This window comes from Peptostreptococcus sp. D1 (assembly GCF_900112955.1).
Classification (GTDB): domain Bacteria; phylum Bacillota; class Clostridia; order Peptostreptococcales; family Peptostreptococcaceae; genus Peptostreptococcus.
This window is the reverse complement of sequence record NZ_FONP01000008.1, coordinates 1-22,653: the sequence shown is the minus strand read 5'-3', so window position 1 is coordinate 22,653 and position 22,653 is coordinate 1. Positions and strand designations below refer to the sequence as shown.

The 22,653-nt window shown below is 32.5% G+C and carries 22 protein-coding genes, 4 tRNA genes, 1 other RNA gene and 1 other annotated feature; of the genes, 25 read left to right on the top strand and 2 right to left on the bottom strand.

The window, feature by feature from the left end; translation table 11 throughout:
- Positions 1-336: 336 nt before the first annotated feature.
- From hydE to BM120_RS06790, 11 genes are all read left to right on the top strand, one after another.
- Positions 337-1,401 carry a [FeFe] hydrogenase H-cluster radical SAM maturase HydE gene (gene hydE / locus BM120_RS06835; protein WP_091994369.1) on the top strand — a complete coding sequence of 355 codons (1,065 nt, stop codon included), beginning with the start codon at positions 337-339 and terminating at the stop codon, positions 1,399-1,401.
- A gap of 23 nt (positions 1,402-1,424) precedes the next feature.
- The gene (gene hydG / locus BM120_RS06830) at positions 1,425-2,849 is read left to right on the top strand and encodes a [FeFe] hydrogenase H-cluster radical SAM maturase HydG (protein WP_091994367.1); all 1,425 of its coding nucleotides are present in this window, start codon (positions 1,425-1,427) and stop codon (positions 2,847-2,849) included.
- 16 nt (positions 2,850-2,865) lie between these two features.
- Positions 2,866-4,071, top strand: a complete 1,206-nt coding sequence (hydF, locus tag BM120_RS06825; protein WP_091994366.1) for a [FeFe] hydrogenase H-cluster maturation GTPase HydF — start codon at positions 2,866-2,868, stop codon at positions 4,069-4,071.
- A gap of 135 nt (positions 4,072-4,206) precedes the next feature.
- On the top strand, positions 4,207-5,850 hold the full coding sequence (gene hcp / locus BM120_RS06820; RefSeq protein WP_091994364.1) for a hydroxylamine reductase: 1,644 nt from the start codon (positions 4,207-4,209) through the stop codon (positions 5,848-5,850).
- A gap of 180 nt (positions 5,851-6,030) precedes the next feature.
- A complete protein-coding gene (locus BM120_RS10890) occupies positions 6,031-6,192 on the top strand; it encodes a hypothetical protein (RefSeq protein WP_177187393.1) in 162 nt (53 codons plus the stop codon).
- Positions 6,193-6,237: 45 nt separating this feature from the next.
- On the top strand, positions 6,238-7,107 hold the full coding sequence (locus tag BM120_RS06815; protein ID WP_091994362.1) for an ATP-binding cassette domain-containing protein: 870 nt from the start codon (positions 6,238-6,240) through the stop codon (positions 7,105-7,107).
- Entirely contained in the window at positions 7,097-8,278 is a 1,182-nt protein-coding gene (locus tag BM120_RS06810; RefSeq protein ID WP_091994361.1) for a hypothetical protein, read from the top strand. The genes BM120_RS06815 and BM120_RS06810 overlap by 11 nt, the downstream gene beginning before the upstream one ends.
- Positions 8,279-8,446: 168 nt before the next feature.
- On the top strand, positions 8,447-9,265 hold the full coding sequence (locus BM120_RS06805) for a mechanosensitive ion channel family protein (protein ID WP_091994359.1): 819 nt from the start codon (positions 8,447-8,449) through the stop codon (positions 9,263-9,265).
- 76 nt (positions 9,266-9,341) lie between these two features.
- Positions 9,342-9,593, top strand: a complete 252-nt coding sequence (locus BM120_RS06800) for a glutaredoxin domain-containing protein (protein WP_091994358.1) — start codon at positions 9,342-9,344, stop codon at positions 9,591-9,593.
- A 17-nt stretch (positions 9,594-9,610) separates the two neighbouring features.
- A complete protein-coding gene (locus BM120_RS06795; RefSeq protein WP_091994356.1) occupies positions 9,611-9,922 on the top strand; it encodes a DUF1904 family protein in 312 nt (103 codons plus the stop codon).
- Between the two features lie 66 nt (positions 9,923-9,988).
- Positions 9,989-11,095: a cation diffusion facilitator family transporter gene (locus BM120_RS06790; protein WP_091994354.1), complete on the top strand. Its 1,107-nt coding sequence runs from the start codon at positions 9,989-9,991 to the stop codon at positions 11,093-11,095.
- Positions 11,096-11,106: 11 nt separating this feature from the next.
- On the opposite strand, the gene BM120_RS06785 is transcribed toward BM120_RS06790, so the two are convergent.
- Positions 11,107-11,616, bottom strand: coding sequence for a methylated-DNA--[protein]-cysteine S-methyltransferase (locus tag BM120_RS06785; protein WP_091994353.1), 510 nt, complete (start codon positions 11,614-11,616; stop codon positions 11,107-11,109).
- 349 nt (positions 11,617-11,965) lie between these two features.
- On the opposite strand from BM120_RS06785, the gene BM120_RS06780 reads away from it, so the two are divergent.
- The 10 genes from BM120_RS06780 (at position 11,966) to BM120_RS06735 (ending at position 20,259) form a co-directional block, all read left to right on the top strand.
- Positions 11,966-12,667 (top strand): ABC transporter ATP-binding protein, encoded by a 702-nt coding sequence (locus BM120_RS06780; protein WP_091994351.1) that lies wholly within the window; start codon positions 11,966-11,968, stop codon positions 12,665-12,667.
- Between the two features lie 202 nt (positions 12,668-12,869).
- Positions 12,870-13,076 (top strand) — a binding site (T-box leader).
- Between the two features lie 60 nt (positions 13,077-13,136).
- Complete coding sequence (gene serS / locus BM120_RS06775; protein WP_091994350.1) at positions 13,137-14,417, top strand: serine--tRNA ligase; 1,281 nt, start codon at positions 13,137-13,139, stop codon at positions 14,415-14,417.
- A 181-nt stretch (positions 14,418-14,598) separates the two neighbouring features.
- Positions 14,599-15,078 carry a nucleoside deaminase gene (locus BM120_RS06770; RefSeq protein ID WP_091994348.1) on the top strand — a complete coding sequence of 160 codons (480 nt, stop codon included), beginning with the start codon at positions 14,599-14,601 and terminating at the stop codon, positions 15,076-15,078.
- Between the two features lie 121 nt (positions 15,079-15,199).
- Positions 15,200-15,287 (top strand) — tRNA-Ser (locus tag BM120_RS06765).
- Between the two features lie 96 nt (positions 15,288-15,383).
- A complete protein-coding gene (locus BM120_RS06760) occupies positions 15,384-16,718 on the top strand; it encodes a Na+/H+ antiporter NhaC family protein (RefSeq protein WP_091994347.1) in 1,335 nt (444 codons plus the stop codon).
- Between the two features lie 214 nt (positions 16,719-16,932).
- An RNA gene (gene ffs / locus BM120_RS06755) (signal recognition particle sRNA large type) lies at positions 16,933-17,197 on the top strand.
- A gap of 61 nt (positions 17,198-17,258) precedes the next feature.
- Positions 17,259-18,998, top strand: a complete 1,740-nt coding sequence (gene dnaX / locus BM120_RS06750) for a DNA polymerase III subunit gamma/tau (RefSeq protein ID WP_091994345.1) — start codon at positions 17,259-17,261, stop codon at positions 18,996-18,998.
- Positions 18,999-19,068: 70 nt separating this feature from the next.
- Positions 19,069-19,413, top strand: coding sequence for a YbaB/EbfC family nucleoid-associated protein (locus BM120_RS06745; protein WP_091994344.1), 345 nt, complete (start codon positions 19,069-19,071; stop codon positions 19,411-19,413).
- Positions 19,414-19,434: 21 nt separating this feature from the next.
- Entirely contained in the window at positions 19,435-20,034 is a 600-nt protein-coding gene (gene recR, locus BM120_RS06740; protein WP_091994342.1) for a recombination mediator RecR, read from the top strand.
- 36 nt (positions 20,035-20,070) lie between these two features.
- Positions 20,071-20,259, top strand: a complete 189-nt coding sequence (locus BM120_RS06735) for a hypothetical protein (RefSeq protein WP_091994341.1) — start codon at positions 20,071-20,073, stop codon at positions 20,257-20,259.
- Between the two features lie 121 nt (positions 20,260-20,380).
- Here BM120_RS06735 and BM120_RS06730 read toward each other — a convergent pair whose 3' ends face one another.
- Entirely contained in the window at positions 20,381-21,658 is a 1,278-nt protein-coding gene (locus BM120_RS06730; RefSeq protein ID WP_091994339.1) for an MGDG synthase family glycosyltransferase, read from the bottom strand.
- A gap of 183 nt (positions 21,659-21,841) precedes the next feature.
- Here BM120_RS06730 and BM120_RS06725 point away from each other — a divergent pair, with 183 nt between their 5' ends.
- The 4 genes from BM120_RS06725 to BM120_RS06710 all read left to right on the top strand — a co-directional run bounded on the left by BM120_RS06725 (position 21,842) and on the right by BM120_RS06710 (position 22,530).
- Complete coding sequence (locus BM120_RS06725; protein WP_143076519.1) at positions 21,842-22,096, top strand: hypothetical protein; 255 nt, start codon at positions 21,842-21,844, stop codon at positions 22,094-22,096.
- 196 nt (positions 22,097-22,292) lie between these two features.
- A tRNA-Gly gene (locus BM120_RS06720) sits at positions 22,293-22,366 on the top strand.
- A gap of 4 nt (positions 22,367-22,370) precedes the next feature.
- Positions 22,371-22,446, top strand: a tRNA-Val gene (locus BM120_RS06715).
- Between the two features lie 7 nt (positions 22,447-22,453).
- A tRNA-Asp gene (locus tag BM120_RS06710) sits at positions 22,454-22,530 on the top strand.
- The last annotated feature ends 123 nt before the right edge of the window (positions 22,531-22,653 follow it).

Genomic DNA, 22,653 nt, shown 5'->3' with positions numbered 1-22,653 from the left:
CAACATAAAAAAATGTATTTTTTTACTATAATTTATTTTTCAAATTAGCATCGTGAAAATATTATGTATAATTTGTATTCTTCTATTGAAAAAACAACGCAAATTATATTATAATATTGTGAGATTAGTTGTGCTAAAATTTTACATCTGACATTAAAGAGAGATCTGAGATGAAATGTGTGAAAGTTTATTATTTATCTTTTTATTTATAAAATTATTTGTTAGATTTTTTTGAAAAATTTGATAAATTATAAAATAATATTATTTTTTTTCGATCTTTATTTCGTCAATTTTTATAAAATTTTAGCGATTTTTATTACTCAAGAGGTATTTTATATGAAATATTCCAAAAAATTGATAAATGAAAAAACGAATTGTATTAAAAATATAATAAACGATACGATTAGAAATAAGCGTATTTCTGAAAGATTTATTGATGGCTTGGTTGATGATAGTTTTATTGTGCAATTATTGGAAATGGATGATTTTGACGATATTTTTTCCTGTGCAAATAGAATCAATCAATATACACATGGCAAATATGTCGATATTAGAGGTATAATCGAGTTTTCAAATTTTTGTAAAAGGCAATGTAAATATTGTGGCTTAAATAAGAATAATAAAAAGGCTTCAAGGTATAGGATGAGTGTAGATGAAATAGTGGATGTTGGCGTAAAAGCATATGAAATTGGTTATAAAACGGTAGTTCTTCAATCTGGTGAAGATCCATATTATTCAAGGGAGATACTTGGAAATGTAATAAAAAGAATAAAGTCTAATGCAGAAATTAAAATAACACTGAGCTGTGGAGAGCTGGATTTCGAGTCATTAAAATATTTGAAAAAATGTGGAGCAGATCGCTATTTGCTTAAGCACGAAACATCTGATGATAGGATTTATTCATTCCTTCATCCCTGTGGAAATCTATCATCTAGAATTAAATGTTTGGAAAGCCTGAAGCTACTAAATTACGAGACTGGAAGTGGTTTTATGATAGGGTTACCAAATCAAACAAATACGACCATTGCGAGTGATATACTACTATTAAAGAATTTAAAATGTGATATGGCAGGAATTGGACCGTTTATTCCTCATCCAGAAACTGAACTAAAAGAAAAAGAACATGGTAGTATAGAGCTTACGAAAAGATCTGTAGCAATTACAAGGATGTTGCTTCCTTATGCGAATTTGCCAGCAACTACTTCTCTCGGTGTGATTGATTCCGATGAAAAAAGAAATGTTTTTGAATGTGGTGCAAATGTAATAATGAACAAGCTTACACCTCAAAAATATTTAAAGCTATATGAAATATATCCAAATGATATAGAGACACTGGAGCCAAAAAAAGAAAGAAAAAAATTAGAGGATTATTTACTGTCTATAGACAGGATTCCAAGATAAATAATAATGGGGAGGTTACAAAAATGGTTGAGTACAACAGTAAATCATCAAAAGCAATGGAATTTATCAACGATAAGGAAATATTGGATACAATTTCATTTGCAAAAAAAAAATGTGGCAACAAAAAAATGATAGAAGAGATATTATCAAAGGCAAGACTGATGAATGGTATTTCACACAGAGAAGCAGCACTTTTGTTAGAGTGTGATGATCAATCGATATGGAACGATATTTTTCTATTGGCAAAGCAGATAAAAGAAAAGATATATGGAAATAGAATAGTTATGTTTGCTCCGTTGTATCTATCCAATTATTGTGTAAATTCATGTTCTTACTGTCCATATCACACTAAGAACAAATTGATAAATCGCAAAAAGCTAACTCAGGATGATATTATAAAAGAGGTAATGGCATTGCAAGATATGGGTCATAAGAGATTGGCATTGGAAACAGGAGAAGATCCGATAAATTCTCCAATTGAGTATGTTTTAGAGAGCATAAAAACTATATACAGCATAAAACATAAAAATGGAGAAATAAGGCGAGTAAACGTAAATATCGCAGCGACTACAGTAGAAAATTATAAAAAATTAAAGGATGCTGGGATAGGTACATATATTTTATTCCAAGAAACATATCATAAGGAAACCTATGAGTGTATTCATCCCAAAGGTCCAAAGCATGACTACGATTATCATACAGAAGCTATGGATAGGGCTATGGAAGCTGGTATAGATGACGTTGGTATAGGAGTGCTGTTTGGATTGTATGACTATCTTTATGATTTTATCGGACTTATGATGCACGCCGAGCATCTCGAAGCAAGGTTTGGAGTTGGTCCTCATACAATCAGCATTCCTAGAATAAGACCTGCAGATGATATTGATTTGGACGAATTTCCAAACGCTGTAAATGATAAAATTTTCAAGAAAATAGTAGCATTGGTACGTATTACGGCACCTTATACAGGTATAATAATATCTACTAGAGAATCGGAAAAATCTCGAAAAGAAGTATTAGAAATCGGTGTTTCGCAAATTAGTGGTGGATCATCGACAAGTGTTGGTGGGTATGTTGAAAAAGAATCGATAGAAGAAAACTCTTCTCAGTTCGATACGAATGATAAGAGAACTTTGGATGAAATTATAAACTGGCTGTTGAAATTGGGATACGTACCTAGTTTTTGTACTGCTTGCTACAGAGAGGGTAGAACTGGAGATCGCTTTATGCGTCTGGCAAAATCAGGTCAAATTGGAAATGTATGTCAACCAAACTCTCTTATTACCTTAAAGGAGTATTTATTGGATTATGCATCAAATGATACCTCTGAAGTTGGAGATTTTGTGATAAAAAAAGAAATTGATAGGATAAGAAGTGATAAGGTTAAATCTATTACTATGGATTATTTGAAACAACTAGAGCATGGAGAAAGGGATTTTAGATTCTAGATTAAGGAGGTTATTTATGAATTCCACACCTTTGGCAAATAGAGTACATATTTCTTTTTTTGGAAAAACCAACACAGGTAAATCGTCAGTTGTAAACACTCTTTTGAAGCAGGATATAGCAATAGTGTCAGATGTTGCAGGAACTACTACTGATATAGTGTACAAAACGACTGAAATAAATAAAATAGGTGCCTGTGTTATCATTGATACTCCAGGATTTGATGATGTATCAATACTTGGAGAAAAAAGGATAAAATTGACAGAGAAAGCTATTAGAAAAACCGATATAGCAGTTTTGCTGATATGTGATGATGATTTTGTCGAAGAAAAAAAATGGGTAAATAAATTCAGCGAAAATTCAATACCGTTTATTATAGCTATCAATAAAGCCGACGTCTTTGACCATTCGTATATCGCCCACTTGGAGAAGAAAATAGAGGGAAATTTCGACCAAAACCCTATTGTTGTCAGTGCAAAGGATGGAGAAGGGATAGACTATTTGTATGAAAAAATAGCTTCTATAGGTGAAAATCTAGTTGAAGAAACGACATTATGTGCACATTTGGTTTCAAAAGACGATTTGGTGTTATTGGTTATGCCTCAAGATATTCAAGCACCGAGAGGAAGACTTATACTTCCACAGGTTCAAATGATTAGAGATTTATTGGACAATAAATGTATGGTAATATGTATAAATTCAGATCAAATTGACGAAGTAATATCCATTTTAAATAAAGAGCCTAGACTAATCATTACAGATTCTCAGGTCGTAGATAAAATTTATGAGAAAAAACCAAAAAACACAATTATTACCACATTTTCAATACTATTTTCAAGATACAAGGGAGATATCGGTACTTTTATAGAAGGTGCAAAGGCTTTGGATTTTTTGGATAGTAAATCAAAGGTTTTGATTGCAGAATCATGTACACATAAGCCTCTGGAGGAGGATATAGGTAGAATAAAAATTCCAAGACTATTGAGAAATGTGATAGATAAAGACATTGGCGTAGATATTTGTTCTGGAAATGACTTTCCTGACGATATTTCGAGATATGATCTTATAATACATTGTGGAGCGTGTATGTTTAATAGGAAGCACGTTTTGTCTAGAATTAAAATTGCAAGGGATGCAGGTGTTCCAATTACAAACTACGGTATTGCAATAGCAAAATTGACCGGAGCATCCGAGCGAATAGATTTGTCTGGTGTATTGAAATAAATTAAAAAATTCTCTACAAAAAAATAATCGTTGTTTAAACAACATACAAAGTCCTTCATTAATAATATAATGTACTCAAGATGCTATGAAAAATAAATTATTAGTATAAAAACAAAGAAATCGGAGGTACAGTTTATGAAGGATATTACAGCAAGTATGTTTTGTTATCAATGTCAAGAAACAGCAAAGGGAACAGGATGTACAAAGGTAGGAGTATGTGGGAAGAATCCAACAGTGGCAGCTTTGCAGGATTTATTGGTATATGTGACTAAGGGAATAGCCGAAGTCGTGGTAAAAGGAAATGTAGATGCTGCAGAAATTTCCAATATAAATAAAGAGGTTATTACAAGTCTTTTTATAACAATAACTAATGCAAATTTTGATGAAGCCGCAATTGAAAATCAGATAAATAAAATGATAGGAATTAGAAATGAATTGGCAAGAAAGGTCAATATTTCAAATCCTCATGATTCTGTTACTTTTGAAGTATCTAACAGAGAAGAAATGCTTGAAAAAGCAAAAAATGTAGGAGTACTATCTACTGAAAATGAAGATGTTAGATCTTTAAGAGAATTAAATATTTATGGATTAAAGGGAATGGCAGCATATGCTGAGCACGCATTAAACATAGGCTTGGAAGATAATTCTGTGTATGAATATACATACAAGGCATTGTCAAAAACATTGGATGATTCACTTAGTGTAGATGAATTAGTTGCATTGACGTTAGAAACTGGTGAGTATGGTGTTAAGGCTATGGCGCTTTTAGATAATGCCAATACATCAAAGTATGGTAATCCTGAAATTACAACAGTTAATATTGGAACAAGAAACAATCCAGCTATTTTGATTTCTGGACATGACTTGACAGATTTGGAGCAGCTATTAGAACAGACAAAGGGTACTGGTGTGGATGTTTATACACATGGAGAAATGTTGCCAGCTCATTATTATCCAGCCTTTAAGAAATATGATAACTTTGTTGGAAATTATGGAAATGCTTGGTGGCAGCAAACGACTGAATTTGTTACATTTAATGGACCTATTTTATTTACAACAAACTGTATAGTTCCTCCAAAGAGTGAAGAAGTAAGAAATAGAATATTTACAACAGGTGCATCTGGTTATCCTGGATGTCAACACATTGTAGCTGATAAAGACGGAAAAAAAGATTTCTCTGCTATTATAGAGATGGCTAAGACATTGCCAGCTCCACAGGAAATCGAATCAGGAAGCATCGTTGGTGGATTTGCTCACAATCAGGTAATAGAACTGGCTGATCAGGTTGTCGATGCTGTTAAGACTGGTGCAATCAAGAAGTTCTTTGTAATGGGTGGTTGCGATGGTAGAATGAAAGGCAGAAGCTACTACACAGAATTTGCTGAAAAATTGCCAAAGGATACAGTAATATTGACTGCTGGCTGTGCAAAATATAGATATAATAAACTAAATTTAGGTGATATCAACGGTATACCAAGAGTTTTAGATGCAGGACAGTGTAATGACTCATATTCGCTAGCTGTAATAGCCTTAAGGCTTAAAGAGGTATTTGGATTAGAAGATATAAACGAATTGCCAATCGTATACAATATAGCTTGGTATGAACAAAAAGCTGTAATAGTTCTTTTGGCATTATTATACTTAGGTGTTAAGAATATTCATCTCGGACCAACACTTCCAGGATTCCTGTCAGCTAATGTTGCAAATGTATTGGTTGAAAACTTTGGAATATCAGGAATTGGAGCAGTAGACGAAGACTTGGCTAAGTTTTTAGGATAGTATATTTGTAAATAGTTTAAATATGTATAATAGCTGGAGATTACTCTCCAGCTATTTTTTTGTCTTATATTAATTAACGTTATAAAACCAAAAAAGTATACAAAGAAATTGAATAAAAATTCAAAAAATGATATAATAAATGCGATATATGCATATATTGTATTAAGGGGGGAGATTATAATGTATAATGTATCAAATTATTTTGAACAATTGCAAAATTATGATTATATCGATATGTTTGGTTGTCTGTTTAATACAGAGTTTAAAAACTATTTTTATGAGCTTGGAACAGGCAAGGTCATTGAATCTTATGACGGTTCTTATTTTTTCAGCGTTATTTAGACAGTATGTCGTGTCAATAGCCTTTTTATATAAGGAGATGTTTTTATGATTACAGGAAAAAATATTAAAATTAAATATGGAGATAGAGTGATTTTAGGCGATATAGATTTTGAAATCAATAAAGGGATAAATGGTTTCTTAGGAGCAAATGGAGTAGGAAAAACAACGCTTTTTAAGCTAATTATTGGTGAATTAAAGCCGTTTTCAGGCGAGATAAAAATAGCTGGAGCTGATAGAGATATTATCATAGGATATCTTCCGCAAAATTTTAAAGGATATCCAGAAATGAGTGTAAAAGAATTTTTATACTATATTGCCGAATTAAAAATGGAATTAAAAAAAATCAAGAAAAGTGTAATAAAAAAAGAAGTAGAAGATAAAATAGAAATATTTTCGCTGAATGGACTTGAGAAAGTAAAACTAAAAAAATTGTCAGGTGGTCAGTTAAGAAGAGTTGGGTTGGCTCAAGCCACTTTATTTGATCCATATATAATCATTTTGGATGAACCAACAACAGGCTTGGATCCTAAAGAGAGGGTAAAATTTAGAAGATATCTAACTAGCTTGTCTGAAAATAGTATCGTTTTATTGTCTACTCATATCGTTTCAGACTTGCAGGATTTGTCCAATAAAATATTTATTTTAAAGGATGGAAAGATAATAATTCAAGGTGAAGAAAATGATATTTTAGATAAATATCCAATGAAAGCATATAAATATTATGCCAAAGATATTAATTCTGCAGAAAATATTGATTCAAAATTTCTTGTATCCAATATGCACAAATGTGATGCAGGCTATGAACTTAGAATTATTTCGAACAACAAGCCATTGGATGACGCAGTTGAGGATAGATTAAAATTGGAAGATATATATTATGTGAATTTTAGTGAGGATGTAGAAAATGAAATATGAAATCAAAAAAATATTTAGTAGTTCCAGTTTTTTTGTTGTGATGGTATTAATATTTATTTTGTCTATAGTTTCTCCTGTTTTGACTATAAACAATTATGAGACTTTAGGCAAAAATGGAAATCTTATTCATGGAACAGAAGCGATTAAATATGAAAAGCAGAATATGTCCAGATTTGAGCTATTGGATTCAAATTTATTAAATTCAGCATTGAACTATTTAAAAAAAAATGATAATGAAGATGTTTATTCAAATATGGAGGATAAGTACCCAGGAATACTTTCCTTGTTAATAATGGCATATTCTCCACCAAAGATCTTTGATAAAGATAATTTGAAAAAGATTACTAATGCAGATGATTTTTATGATAAGAGAGTAGAAGTGGTTGAGGGTCATCTTAACTTGTATTATAACGTAAAAATGTTTGATGACTGGGAAAAAAAGGATATTTTGAAATATGCCAAAGCATTAAAAACTCCAATTAAATATGGTTTCTATGAAGGATGGATAAGATTATTTGAAAATATACGAGCAATAACGATTGTAGTAATGATTTTGGCAATATTAATGTCTTCACAAATATTTACTTATGAATCTGAAACTGGGATGTCAGAAGTATTGCAGTCGTTCAAAGGAAAAGTCTTAAAAAAAGTAGTTAATAATAAAATAAAATCTGTATACCTTATTTTGTTTATTGTATATAGTATTTTGGTTTGGGGGATATTTATAGCTTTTAATAAATATTTCTATCTGGATTATGAATTGCCAATTCAAATTTCAAGTGCGTATTTATTATCAATTCATAATTATAGCTTTTTTGAGTCTTTTGTGTACCAATATATATCTGGCTTAACATCTATACTGTCTATTTCTACTATTTCAATGATTGTAAATAGGCATTGCAAAAAGTCAATAACATCATTGGTATATAGCTTACTTATAACTGCTACTCAGGTATTAGCCCCAATGATTGATAAGTTGCCATTTTTCATAAGGAAATTTGCTGGTATTCTTCCAGCCAATGGAGCTTTATTTAATTTTAATTTAATCTCTCAGCAGGTTTATAACTGGTTTGGTATACACACATTAAAAATATTTAGTATCTGCATTTTGAATGTAGTGATTATTTGTACTGGACTACTTATTTTGAATTTTACAAAAAGGAAGGCGTAATACATGAATTCTATAATTAATATTGTTTTGCCAATTTGATATAACTTTATTTGTTGATACAGAAATGTATTTTTGTTGATATCCTAAATTAATTATGGATAGTTTTACATTTATTAATAAAGTGTTGTATAATAGTACCTATACATTGAAGCTTTAATGGAGGAGTTTATGGAAGAATCAATAGAAAAGCAGACGAGTATAATGAACAAGTATATGGGTGTATTTGTAGATAAAATACCATCGATAATCGTTGCCATTATTACGATAATTATAGGTATAATAATTGCAAAAATTGTAAAAAAAATATTGAATAAGGCTCTATCAAAATACAAAAGTAGCACTGGTTTGGTAGGGTTTATGATAAACCTTGTACAATTTATAATAATCGTATTTGTGTTTATGCAGGCATTGGGTGGTCTTGGTGTGAATACTACTTCTTTGGCGGCTATGCTGGGAGCGGCTGGCTTCAGTATAGGCTTGGCATTTAAGGAAGTGCTGTCAAACTTTGGCTCCAGCATGATTATTCTGTTTTTTAAGCCGTTTGATGTAGGTGATTATATAAAGTGTGAAGAAAATGAGGGAACTGTGGAAAGTATACAAATTTTTTCCACTACCTTAAAGACTGTTGATAATAAACATATTATTTTGCCGAATTTCCAATTGACTACAAATCCAGTCATAAATTACACCTCTCAAAATGTAAGAAGAATTGATTTCGTCTTTTATGTAGATTATAATACAGAAATAAAAACGTTGTATTATGTAGCTAATGGTATTTTTGAGTATGAAAAGAGGATATTGAGCAGTCCGGAGCCATTAATAGGTGTTGATTCTATGAATAATAATATGATAAAATTTATTGCAAAGCCTTGGGTCAAAACAGACGATTATTGGAATACCTACTACAGTCTTATGGAAAAGTTTAAAAAAGAATTTGACAACAATGGAATAAAAATGGCAAATGTAAATATTATGACACAGCTATAGGATTAAAAAGTAAATATTAGAGCAGTATGCCTGCATAGCAATGTTTTTACTTTTTAGTTGAACGGGAGGTTTAATTATGAAGAAATTGTATGGAAGCTATCTTTGTCCGGATTGTTTACCGGCTATAGAATTTCTAGAAAATAATAATATTGACTTTGAATTTGTAAATATAACGGATTCTATATCAAGCCTGAAGGAGTTTTTGTATTTAAGGGATAATGAAGCTGCTTTTGATAATATAAAAAAGGAAAATTTTGTAGGAATACCATGTTTGGTAGACAATGGAAAAATATATTTTCAAGAAGAAATATTAAATAATGAATTATAATAAATGGAGGGTATTATATGCCACAGTTGATTTTTAAAGGTGTAAAGAAAATTGATGTGAAGGAGCTTAGCAATTCCTTGCCTTATAGATTGTCAGAAATAAGTGATACTCCGGTCGACTATTTTACAATGGAAGTGCCTGAAACAGCTTATTTCTTTGATGGAAAGGAATTTGAAATGTATCCATTGATAGAGGTTATTCAGTTTGACAGAGGTGTTGAAATAGAAGAAAAAATGGCAAAGGAGATTCAAAATCATGTTAAAAAATTCGATTATAGTGAGTGTGAGGTATACTTTACGCATATAGAAAAAGAAAACTATTATGAATAAATTATATACAGTATAGTGTGGTACGAAGTATTGTAAATTTTTATGTATTAGGAAAGTGATTAAGGTATGAATGAAAGAACAAAGGAAATTGTAATGGTAAGCTATAAAGGTATTTTGGCTAATATTTTGCTGGTTATATTTAAGACAATAGTGGGAATTATTGCAAATTCGATTTCAGTTATATTGGATGCTGTAAATAACCTAAGTGACGTTTTATCCTCCGTAATTACTATTATTGGTACCAGAATAGCAAATAAAGATGCGGATAAGAAGCATCCGTTTGGTCATGGTAGAGTTGAATACATAACATCATCGTTGATTGCAATAATTGTTTTAAGTGCTGGATTTCTGTCAATGAAGGAAGCTGTGTCAAAAATTATTCATCCATCGGAGACAAAATTCTCCACTGTAACAATAATAGTAATTATAGCAGGTATCATTACAAAGTATTTTTTGGGAAAATATTTCAAAAAAAAGGGTGATGAGCTTAAATCAGGTGCTCTTTCGGCTTCTGGTGCAGATGCATCCTTTGATGCAATTATCTCCATTGGAACCTTGGTATCAGCAATGTCTAGTATTTTCTTCAAAATAAACATTGAGGGATTTTTAGGTGCAGTAATTTCAATTTTTATATTAAAGGCAGGATATGAAATAATGCAGGATACATTGAGCAATATCATTGGTGTGAGGATAGATGATGATTTGTCAATAGAAGTTAAAAATTATGTAAACTCTTTTCCTGAGGTTATAGGTGCGTATGATTTGATATTGCATAGCTATGGTCCGGAGGAGTTGATTGGGTCTATACATATAGAGGTTGATGATTTTTTGACAGCAAAGGATATTGATAGATTGTCGAGAAAAATTATGATAGGCGCATATAACAAGCTGGGGGTAATATTGACTATAGGTATATATGCTACGAATGTCAAGGATGAATATTCTAAGTCTATAAAAAACTCTGTTTATGAAGAAATATCAAAATATAATTCTATATTGCAAATGCATGGCTTTTATGTGGAGGAAAGTGAAAAATTAGTACATTTTGATATTATTATTGATTTTGATGAAAAAAACCAGCATGGGCTGGTTTATAGAATTACTGAAAATTTAAATAAGGTGTATCCAGATATCGAATTTGTTATTAATATCGATAGAGATTACAGTGAATAATATAAAAATATTTAAATGGCTTTTTCGTGTGTTAAAAGCCATTTTTTTATGTCAATTCCACCCGCATAGCCAGTCAATTTTCCATCTTTTCCTATAACTCTATGACAAGGTATTATTATTCCTATGGGATTGCGTCCAACTGCTTGTCCAACAGCTTGGGCAGACATAGACTTAATACCTCTAATATCAGCTATGCGTTTTGCTATTTCTCCATATGATATAGTTTCTCCATAAGGGATTTCACACAGTATTTTCCAAACCTCTTGTCTAAACTCTCCACCATACGGATTAAGCTTCAGCTCACAAGCATCAGGCTTTTCTCCTTCAAAGTACCTATCTAGCCATTTTTTTGTTTTTTTCAATATTTCGTCACAATCATTTTTTTCAATTGAATATTTAGAATTGATCAAATCTGATCCAAAATATTTCTGTTCTCTTATCCATAGTCCTATTAGAGCATTTCCGTCACTCAATAAAGTCAATTCTCCTATAGGAGACCCATATTTTGTGTAGTAGTACATAGTCTTTCTCCCTTCACATATTTTGATTTAATAACATCAAGTCACTTTGTAGTATATAAATTTAATATATAATAAAAAACAAAGGAAGTCAAATTGAACAAGTCGGTGTTTGTTAAATCTGATTTTTGTGATTTTAGGTACTCAAAAACATCAATCTGATAGGCCATTAAAAGCAATTGATATATTAATATAAAAATATTATTTCAGAATTAATATAATATTTCGTTATTGAATTAGTTAGAACATAGTTATATAATAGAACTAATTTAATAAGCTAATATATTGTTTATTTAGTTAATCAAAATTGGATAAAAATGAAAGATAGTATTATTTTTGAGGAGGAATTTTTTTGAGTTATATTGAAATGAAACATAGCTATAAAAAATATAGGGTTGGAGAAAATGAAATAATTGCAAATAACGATATAAGCTTTGACATTGAAAAAGGAGAATTGGTAGTAATTCTTGGATCATCGGGAGCAGGAAAATCTACAGTCTTAAATATTCTTGGTGGAATGGATACAAACGATGAAGGGACTGTTATTATAGATGGAAAGGTAATTTCAAATTATAATAAGCAGCAATTGACTCAGTATAGACGAACTGATGTGGGTTTTGTTTTCCAATTTTATAACCTAATCTCTAATCTAACCGCAAAAGAAAATGTTGAAATGGCTGTAGAAATTGTGAAAAGCTCCATGGATCCAGAGGAAATTCTAATTGAGGTTGGTTTAGGTCACAGAATAAATAATTTTCCTGCACAATTGTCTGGTGGAGAACAACAGAGGGTTGCAATAGCAAGAGCTGTTGCAAAAAATCCAAAAATACTTTTGTGTGATGAGCCTACAGGTGCATTGGATTATAATACTGGGAAGCAGGTTTTGCAAATACTTCAAGATATGAGTAGAAAAAAAGGCTCAACAGTTATAATAGTAACTCATAATGCTGCGATTGCTCCAATTGCCGATAGAGTAATACATATGCACGATGCAAGGATAAAAAGCATTGAGATTAATGAAAAACCTGTTGCGATTGCTGATATAGAGTGGTAGGGATAGAAGATATAATATATAATATTAAAAATGTGTATGATTCGGTAAAATTAGTTAAATAAATTTAGGTCTACATATTAATTTTAAAAATTAATATAGAGATTTTTGTGTCAGTATAAAATTTATGTTAGTATAAAACAAGTATATAATTTTTGAAATAAAAATACTTGTATTAAACTCATAATTGGTATATAATGTATTCATATTAGTGATGACGGAGCTTAGTAAGTTGATAATTGTATTTAGAGAGTGGGTGTTTGGTGAAAATCCTCTGCAATTACTTCTGAATCTACTCAAGAGCTTCTAGTTTGAAATAGCACTAGACGTAATGCCTGCGTTAAAGGCTTTGAGGTGGATTTTTATTAATCAACTAGGGTGGTAACGCGGAACTACGACTTTCGTCCCTTATTTGGGATGGGAGTCTTTTTTATTTATTTTTAGGAATTGTAATATTAGAGAGGTGTTTGAAATGCTTGATGTAAAAAGAATTAGAGAAAACTTGGATGAAATTAAAATCTTAATGGGAAGAAGAGGAGAAGGAGAATTTGATCCAAAGGATCTAGATGAAGTAATAGAGCTTGATGACAAAAGAAGAGATATACTTAAAGAAGTTGAAGTATTGAAGAATCAGTCAAATGTAGATTCTAAGAAAATACCTGAAATGATGAAAAAGGGTGAAAATATTGACAAAATAAAGGCGGAGCTAAAAGAATTATCTGATAGAATAAAGGAATTCGATGCTCAGTTAAAGGAAGTTGAAGACAAACTACAGTATAGACTTCTTAGAATACCTAATGTCCCAAATCCAGATGTTCCACAAGGGGAAACTGATGAAGACAATGTTGAAATAAGAAAATGGGGAGAACCACCAAAATTCGATTTTGAATACAAGGCTCACTGGGATATTGGAACTGATTTAGGAATATTGGATTTTGAGAGAGCTGGAAAGATAACTGGATCAAGATTCACATTATATAAGGATAAGGGGTCTAAGCTGGAAAGATCATTGATATCTTTTTTCTTGGACTATCATACTGAAAAACATGGCTACGTAGAGGTTATGCCACCGTTTATGGCAAATGCTAATAGCTTTACTGGAACTGGGCAGCTTCCAAAATTTGCAGAGGATATGTTTAAATTGGAAGCTAAGGACTACTATTTGGTTCCTACTGCTGAGGTTCCTGTAACAAACATTTATGCAGGCGAAATATTGGGAGCTGATGATCTTACTATCAAGCATTGCGCATATACTCCTTGCTTTAGATCAGAAGCTGGTTCAGCTGGTAGAGATACTAGAGGCTTGGTCAGACAGCACCAGTTTAACAAGGTGGAATTAGTTAAATTTACAAAGCCTGAGGATTCTTATGCAGAATTGGAAACTCTGACAAATGATGCAGAGAAAATATTACAGGTTCTAGGTCTTCCATATAGAGTTGTTAAGATTTGTACTGGTGACTTGGGATTCACTGCTGCTAAAAAGTATGACCTAGAAGTTTGGATGCCAAGCTATAATAGATATGTTGAAATTTCTTCTTGCTCTAATTTTGAAGACTTCCAAGCTAGAAGAGCAAATATTAGATTTAAGAGAGATAAAAATTCAAAGACAGAATTTGTCCACACATTAAATGGCTCTGGACTTGCTGTAGGTAGAACCTTTGCAGCCATTCTTGAAAATTATCAGCAGGCTGACGGAAGCGTTGTTGTTCCAGAGGCTTTAAGATCATATATGGGCTGTGATGTTATAAAGTAATAAATGAGTAGTATAATCAGGTATATTCTATAAGTGTATTAATAGACTTATTTGTATACCTGATTTTTTATTTTTGTATTTATTTTTATCACTGCCACTATGGTTGTTAATCATATGATATACTATTAGTGATAGCTACAAAATATTGATAGATTTTTATATTTATGAAAGAGGATAAAAAATGTGCTTTAAAGAATTTGATGAAAAAATAAAATATTTTATGAGTGAGGCTTTACTTGAAGCACAAAAGGCATATGATAGGGGGGAAACTCCAATAGGTGCTATTGTTGTATGTAATGGAAAAATCGTGGGTAGAGGGTATAATAAAGTCGAGACTTCAAACAATCCTCTTAATCACGCCGAAATGGTTGCGATTGAAGATGCGTGTGATAAATTGGGTAGATGGAGATTATTTGATTGCGAGATGTATGTGACGATGGAGCCATGTGTAATGTGTGCAGGGGCTATTGTAAATTCAAGAATAAAAAAAATATACATCGGTGCCAGACATTTAAAAAACCATGTGGTGGACAAGCACAATGAATTTAAAAGGGAAATTTACGATGACAATAAGGTTATTTTTGAATTTGGAATAATGGGAGAGGAGTGCTCTAATATATTGAATGAATTTTTTAAGAAAAGAAGGAGTGAAAAGAAATAACGCTAATTTTATTAAGTAATGTTGATTATTGTGTCGAACGATCTTGAATATACAAAAAATATTTTAATTTTTAGTAATAATAGCTTTACTATACTTCTTTAATATGGTATCATATGGAATTGGAGAGGTGTCCGAGTTGGTTTAAGGGGCTCGCCTGGAAAGCGAGTATGTGGGAAACTGCATCGAGGGTTCGAATCCCTTCTTCTCCGCTTCTTTCTGGTATGCATACCAGATTTTTTTATACCTTGATTGATGTTTTTTGTGTTTGAAAAATTTTTTATTCAGAAGAAAAGGGGGGAATTTTTATGGAAAATAGTGAAATCAAAGAGAATGTGAAAGCTAGTGCAAAGGCGCTGATTCCATTTGGCGTGTTTATCGCAGTGTATTTGGTGACTGGAATCGTACTGAGTTCTCAAGGGGTTGAATTGGCTTTTTATCAATTACCATCTCCAGTTGCAGTTATTTGTGGTATAATCGTTGCATTTATATTATTCAAAGGCGGAATTGATGAAAAGTTTGATACCTTTATTAGAGGATGTGGAAATGAAAATATAGTGATAATGTGTATAATTTTCCTATTGGCTGGAGCGTTTACAACAGTTTCAAAGCAGATGGGTGGCGTTGATTCCGTAGTTAATCTAGGAATGTCTGTAATACCACCTCAATTTATTACTGCTGGAATTTTTATTATTTCATCTTTTATTGCAGTTGCAACAGGTACATCTGTCGGAACAGTTGTAGCCGTTGCACCGATAGCCATAGGTTTTGCTGAGGCCGCTGGATTAAATCAGATGATGGTAATCGGAGCGACAATAGGTGGTGGAATGTTCGGTGATAACTTGTCTATTATCTCAGATACGACAATTGCTGCAACTAGAACTCAAAATGTAGAAATGAAGGATAAATTTAGGGCAAATTTTGCAATAGCACTACCAGCGGCAATAGTCACTGTAGTTTTATTATTAATTTTTGGAAGACCAGAGGTTGTTCCAAAGGCTACAACTTATTCATATAGCTTTATAAAGGTTTTACCATATATTTTTGTATTAGTATCAGCGCTGTGTGGAGTGAATGTATTCGTTGTTTTAACTGGTGGAATAGTATTTTCTGGTATTATCGGGATTGCAGATGGGTCTTTTACCGCACTGGTATATACTCAACAAATATTTGAAGGCTTTAAGGGGATGCTCGATATATTCTTGCTTTCAATGTTCATGGGAGGATTGGCTGCCATGGTTGAGAAAGAGGGCGGAATAAACTGGATATTACAGAAGATAAGAAAGGTAATAAGAGGAAAAAAATCAGCTCAATTGGGTATTGCTGCAATGATATCACTTACAGATATGGCGACTGCTAACAATACTGTGGCTATTTTGATAAACGGTCCAATCGCAAAGGAAATAAGCGAAGAATATGGTGTCGAACCAAAAAGAACGGCATCCTTACTGGATATTTTCTCATGTGTTTTTCAGGGAATTATTCCTTATGGTGCGCAGGTGTTATTTGCGTGTGCTAGTATAAAGGGGTTAAACAGTCCGTTTGAGGTTATCAGTTTATGTTGGTATCAATATGTACTAGCCATTTTTGCAATATTGTCTATATATTTTCCTTATACGAAATACATGGGCTCAAATAAATAATATTTTGAAGATATTTTTTCAATTTTATTGAATAATACTTATTAATGTGTTATGATTAAAAGCGATTATACGAGAATTTTGTTCCATATTTGTGAATAATTAAGGTTTAGTGAACTTTTGTTTCGTATAATTCTATTAGGAAAACATGATTTCAACTTTGATTAACTAAAGATTGAAATAAAATATGTTAAAACTACATTAGGTTATAATTTTGCTGTACTAGATGGGGAGATAGCGGTGCCCTGTAACCCGCAATCCGCTTTAGCGGGGTTGAATTCCATCCCGAGGCAATTTGTCTGTGATGCAGTCCTATGCAAGTAGTGTTGATAGATGGGTCCCAAGCAATGGAAGCTCATGAATCCCGTCAGGTTCGGAAGAAAGCAGCGGTAAGTGATACCTTTCATGTGACTTGGGGATGCCTATAAGGAGCAAACTACATGGGCAACGGTTGGAGGCATTTGTCGGAGGATGGTGTGCAGTTTAAACATATAATTAGCAATCCCATGGTTAATGGGATTTTATTTTTTTGGAGGTAATGAGATGCACAAAGCGTTGTACAGGGTGTATAGACCGATAGTATTTGAAGATATGATCGGTCAAGAGCATATAATAAAGACGTTAAAAAACCAGATAAAAGAGGGAAATCTGAATCATGCGTATTTATTCTGTGGCACTAGAGGTACGGGTAAGACTACTGCGGCAAAAATATTGTCTAGAGCTGTCAACTGTGACAATTTGGAAAATAATAATCCATGCAATCAATGCGAATCATGCGTATCAATTCTAGATAATTCCAATATTGACGTTGTAGAGATAGACGCTGCTTCAAACAATAGTGTCGATGATATCAGAGAGCTTAGAGAGACCGTAAAGTATACGCCGAGCAAATCAAAGTACAAGGTGTATATAATAGATGAAGTTCATATGTTGTCTCAGGGAGCCTTTAATGCTTTGTTGAAAACTCTTGAAGAGCCTCCATCCTATGTGATATTTATTTTGGCCACTACTGAGCCGAATAAGATACCGGCAACGATTCTTTCAAGGTGCCAAAGATTTGATTTTAAGAGAGTGTCTATCAATGATTTGATGGACAGGATGAGAAATATCTGCAAAAGTGAAAATATTGAAATAGAAGAGGAATCCCTTAGAATCGTCGCCAGAAATGGGCAAGGATCTGTCAGAGATTCATTGAGTATTTTGGATAAGTGTGTTTCATTTACAGATGGTGTAATCAATGCAAGTGACGTTGAAGATATTTTGGGTATTACAGATCCAATCCAGTTGATCGAATTTGCGAGGAATATTATAGAATACAATGTCGGTGGATGTATAAAGCTAGTAGAAGAATACTATACAAATGGTAAAGACTTGAAAATTTTGACGCTTGATTTAATACAGCTGTTTAGAAATATCATGGTCGCAAAGATTTTGGGAGATGCAGAGGATTTCATAGAATTCACTGTAGAATACAAAAATATAATAATTGAATTGTCAAAGGCTGTAAGAAAAGAAGAGCTGGTTAGAGTATTGACTCTGCTTTCCGAGCTATTGGATAATTTGAGATTTACTACGAACAGCAGGATGAGTATGGAAGTGTATATGATGAAAATAGCAGCGCCTCAAACCGACTCGTCAATGGAAGCTCTTTACAGCAGGATTGAAAAATTGGAAAAATTGATAGAAGATGGCAAAATAAGTATAATTAATAATGTTATCGCTGATTTAGATACGCAAAATAATAAAATGGCTGGAGATAAACAGAAAAATTTTGCACATGGCGTAAATAAACATCAGAAAGTCGAACAAAAATCTGGCACTGACTCAGATTCTACAACAGCATCCGATAGTTCAGATGCCGGAGCATCTTCCAGTGAAAGTACTAGTGTGTTGACAGAGGAGATCCTGAACAACATCAAAGAAGGCTGGATGGGACTGATGAATCAATTAAATAAGGATAATAAGAAGGTGCTGAGGGCATTTTTATTAGAAAAAGTTGATCTCATAATAAACAATGATATATTATATATCGTCGGTAGCGAAAATTTTTCATTTGTCATAGCGAGATTGAGATCTGCGGAAAACATAGGTTATCTAAAAATCGCCATAAAAAAGGTTTTTGGTATCGATGTAAATGTTGGTATAATATTAAGTAGTGAAACAGACAAAATGCTGGATGGAAATATTTCAAATGATAGAATCAGCGATGAATCAAATGGACAAAATAGGCTATTGGAGTTGATTGGTGATGATTTTTCAGGTGAAATAGAGTACGAGGAGTAGAAAATATAAATAATATTTTTAATATAAATTAAATATAAAAAAATACAAATAACATGATGGAGGTATAAATATGGCTAAAAAAGGTGGTTTTGGTGGCGGAATGCCAGGTGGAATGAATATGAATAACTTGCTTAAGCAGGCACAAAAGATGCAGGCTGATATGCAAAAAGCTCAGGAAGAGCTAGAATTGAAGGAAGTTGAATCATCAGTTGGTGGTGGTGCAGTAGTTGTCAAGGTTAATGGAAAAAAAGAGGTTGTTGATATTCAGATAAAGGAAGAGGTAGTTGACCCAGACGATGTAGAGATGCTACAGGATTTGATTATGAGTGCGATTAATCAGGCTCTTAGAGATATTGACGAGATGCAGAAATCTCAGATGAGTAAATTTACTGGAGGAATGAACCTTCCGTTCTAATAGGAGCTAGAGGTAGAAAATATGGAAAATTATAGCGAGCCTATTGATAGGCTGATAAATGAGTTGTCAAAGCTACCAGGAGTAGGAAGAAAGACTGCTCAGCGACTGGCTTTTCACATAATCAATATGGATTCTAATGATATCAATGCATTGGCGAAAGCACTCGTCGATGTAAAAAATGAAATTAAATACTGTAAAATATGCTGTAATATTGCGGATTCAGAAATATGCTCAATATGCTCAAATCAACATAGAGATTCATCGATGATATGTGTTGTTGAAGATCCTAGAGATGTTGCAGCTATGGAGAGAACAAAGGATTACAATGGGAAATACCATGTGCTCAATGGCGTAATATCTCCAATGGATGGTGTTGGTCCAGAAATGTTAAAGATAAAAGAATTGATTTCGAGACTGGGAACAGGCGAAGTCAAGGAAATTATTATGGCTACAAATCCAACGATAGAGGGCGAGGCTACTGCTATGTACATTTCTAGGCTTGTGAAGCCAATGGGGATAAAGGTTACTAGAATAGCTCATGGACTTCCGGTTGGTGGAGATTTGGAATATGCAGATGATGTCACTATTTCAAAAGCGATGGAGGGAAGAAGAGAAATTTAGATATTTTGATAATTAAAATGTCGGAGGATTTTTAGTATGAGTGATTTTGATGAAAATAAAGCTCTTGACTTATTGATCAAGAAGAGACATAACAATAAAAAGCCTAAGGCCTCCAGCAAAACATCGAGGTATAAAAGAGTTAATGATAGTAGTCAGTTTAGAAATAATGCCAGAAATTTTCAGTATGATTATGAAGAAGATTACTATGAGCCAGAAAAAAAATAAATAAAAAGCTCACATTATTCAATTTTGTTTTAAAAGAATATGTGAGCTTTTTTAATGTAATCAATGTAATAATCCTAAATTTTAAATCAAATTATCAATTAAATTATAAATTTCATAAAAATTATTTTGTAAGAAGAGGAACGTCTTCAATTATGTCTAGCACAGACCTTCTAGAGAATGTGTTCGAGTAGTCGACCTCACAGTTTTCAAATATTTCCATAGAAAGTTTTGCTATATTTTCTGCTGAATTAAGCTTTTTGATAAGCTTGATATTGCCCTTCATTCTTTCAATTCTTTCAGGATTATCAATAAGCACCTTTATTACTGATTTGATTGAAAACTTATTTGTTGTCCTGATTGCGACTCCACAGTTAGTTAAAAAGTCAAGATTTTCTTCTTCCTGTCCAGGTATAAAGTACGGTATGATCATAGGAACTTCTTTTAGCAATGCCTCTGTTGTCGTCAGCCCACCAGGTTTTGTAACCAATAAATCAATGGCAGGTAAAATATCATTCATGATATTTGTAAAGCCGATTATTTTTATATTTGTATCAGTATCATACTCAGAAATTCTTGATTCAAGAGTCTTTTGAAGAGATTTATTTCTTCCTGTAATTACCAAGACCTGAAAATCTCTATCTATGGTTGCAATATCATCTAATGTACCCTTAATATTTCCTGCACCAAAGCTACCACCCATCAATAAAACAGTCCTTTTTCTTGGATCCAATCCAAGCTCTTCTAACACAATGTCTCTAGGTCTAGATTCTAGGAAGGATTTTTCAACTGGAATACCAAAAGGCTTCACTCTATTAGGTGAAATTCCATCCTCAATCAGAAGCTCTTTTACATATTCATCGCCACATATATAGTAATCTATTTCTTCCTGCAGATAAGTAGAATGGGCTGTATAGTCAGTCAAAACTGAAATAAGTGGTGGAAATTCGTATTTTATGTCTCCATTTTCTTCAATAAATTCTTCAAATTCTAGCTCTAAATTCTCACCTCTGGCACTTTTTTTAAGTCTACTAAGTGCTATAAGAGGAAAGGCATGTGTACCAATTATCAAGTCTGGCTGTTCTTCCTTTATAAGTTTTTTGAACTTTCTAGCCATTAGAAGTGATATTGGGTTATTTTTATATTCATTGAATGAAAAAAATTTTTTGTCCGACAAGCTATATGCTGTACCATATGCCTTTGGTGTATATTTTGCAGACATTTCGTAACCCTCGGAAATAACTTTATCCATGGCTTGATTTACTAGTTTAAAGCTGTCCTTGATGTAGCATTTTATATTTTCACCATTAAAGGTTCTTTTTTCCAATTCTTCGGCTATAGCTTTGGCAGCCCTATTATGTCCTCCACCAGTAGATGCCGTCATAATAAATACCTTTTTCAAATAAATACCCCCCTTTGTAAACTTCATTTTAATTTTTTATGTATATAGGAAAATGAGATTATTAAAAGTCCTCTAGAGAAGATTATAAAGCATAATAGAAGTAATTTAAAGAGCTAATGGAGAAAAAATTTTGGATATTGCAAAAGCTTAATGATAGGGATATATTTTTTTATTATAATGTTTATGTTAACAAAGCTTATACTTGAAAGTAGTAGTCTAAATATAGCTTATTTGAAGATGTTTGGATATAGAACGGAGGGAATTAAATCTATATATCTAGGTGGAAGTATTTTTGTTTTATTACTTACAATTGCTTTGGGAATACCTTTTGAAATTAAATCACTAGAGTATATTTCTTTAGTAGCTATGTCTAAGCTTAGTGGATATTTTGAAATGATAGTAGATAAAAAATCTATTATTGTGACAAGCATTGTGTAAGTTTTAGTATATACATTAATTATGGTATTGCAGATGAGAAAGATATCAAGGATGAGTTTTGCAGAAGCTTTAAAAAATAGAGAATGATATTGTAGTAAAAAAATATATTAAATAAACAAAATCCTATTGACTTTTATTTATAATTTTGATATTATAATACTTGTTCAATGGGACAATGATTTTTTTAACAGCTTCTGCGGGTGTAGCTCAATGGTAGAGTTCTGGCCTTCCAAGCCAGCTGTGAGGGTTCGATCCCCTTCACCCGCTCCAAAGTGGGAGTATAGCTCAGCTGGGAGAGCATCTGCCTTACAAGCAGGGGGTCACAGGTTCGAGCCCTGTTACTCCCACCAAGAATGCGGCCTGGTAGTTCAGTTGGTTAGAATGCCAGCCTGTCACGCTGGAGGTCGAGGGTTCGAGCCCCTTCCAGGTCGCCAATAAAAGCGTTAAAAATAGTTTTTAGAAATTTAGATAAGACTTGAAAATATAGTTCAAGGATTGTCAAAATACGAAGGATCGAAATTATGTTTTCGAGTAGTTTGAATGAGATTTGAAAGAGA